The 1,031-nt window shown below is 57.9% G+C and carries 1 protein-coding gene; it reads right to left on the bottom strand.

Going from position 1 to position 1,031, the window contains the following annotated elements:
* Positions 1 to 934: O-antigen ligase family protein (locus tag A9D60_RS04295; RefSeq protein ID WP_065266467.1), on the bottom strand; the 934-nt coding region annotated here is incomplete at its 3' end.
* Positions 935 to 1,031: the final 97 nt, after the last annotated feature.

A 1,031-nucleotide genomic window follows, 5' to 3' on the forward strand; every position in this document is an offset into this window, starting at 1 on the left:
CTGCAGTCCCGGAGCGCTCCTGCTTGCTGCTGAGTGCCCGGTGGCCAAAGATAAATCCCATGATGATCAGCATGTGGTTCAAGCCATGCAGCGTGAACATCACGTTGTCGGCCAGCCCTCCGATCAGGCTGACCAGCAGGATCATCCCCCAGGCGGCGGATACGACAGACCCTTCGTACAAGTACCAGCGCAGCGCCTGGCGCACAAAACAGTAGAGCAAGGCCGCCGCGGCCGCGGCCCCCAAAAGCCCCCCTGCAACCAGGATATCGATGTAGATGTTGTGGAACCAGTACAGGCCTTCTTCGATATTCGCATGGATATAGGCGATGGCATAGGACTTCACAGACCAATACGCCTTGAAGCCAACCCCCAGCAGCGGGTGTTCCAGGAACGACTGGATTCCGAACCACCAGATGATCGTGCGCCCGGTCAGCGTGGGGCTTTTGCCAGTGGCTTCCAGGAACACCGCAAGCGGATCCCCTCCGGTCAGGACAAAAGCCGCCAGGTACAAAACCACAAACACCACCGGCAGCAGCAGAAAGATCAGTCTGCCCCGTACCGTGAATTTCCGCATGGCAAACAGCGGGAACAAGAGTCCGGCGCAAAGGTAGGTCAGCAGCGCGCCGGCGGACAGCGTCGACTTCACCAGGAAAAAACCGGCCAGGTAGACGCATATTCCGGCGACAGGGACGCGCTTGTGCTTCAGAACGCATATCACTGTCAAAAGGCCGAGCACCGCAGCTTTGCCCATCATGTTCTTCTGCGTGAAGATCCCAAGCAAAGCCCCATTGTGCTCCCAGGCGGGGGGAAGAAAGCCGACGGCGGTATTGGCCAATGACAGAAGAATTGCGGCCGCAAAAATCCCTGCAAGAATGAACAATGCCCGGTCAGCAGAAAGCGTCAGACCCAGGCGGAAGGCAATCAGGCTGGTCATAAGAAACTGGAAGGATGACCAAAGTGTCTGACCGGGCACGATGCTCCAGACCGTTGACAGAACAGCAAACGCCGGAGGCAGGAACACAATCCAGTAG

The sequence above is a fragment of the Leisingera sp. JC1 genome, assembly GCF_001679925.1.
Lineage (GTDB): Bacteria > Pseudomonadota > Alphaproteobacteria > Rhodobacterales > Rhodobacteraceae > Leisingera.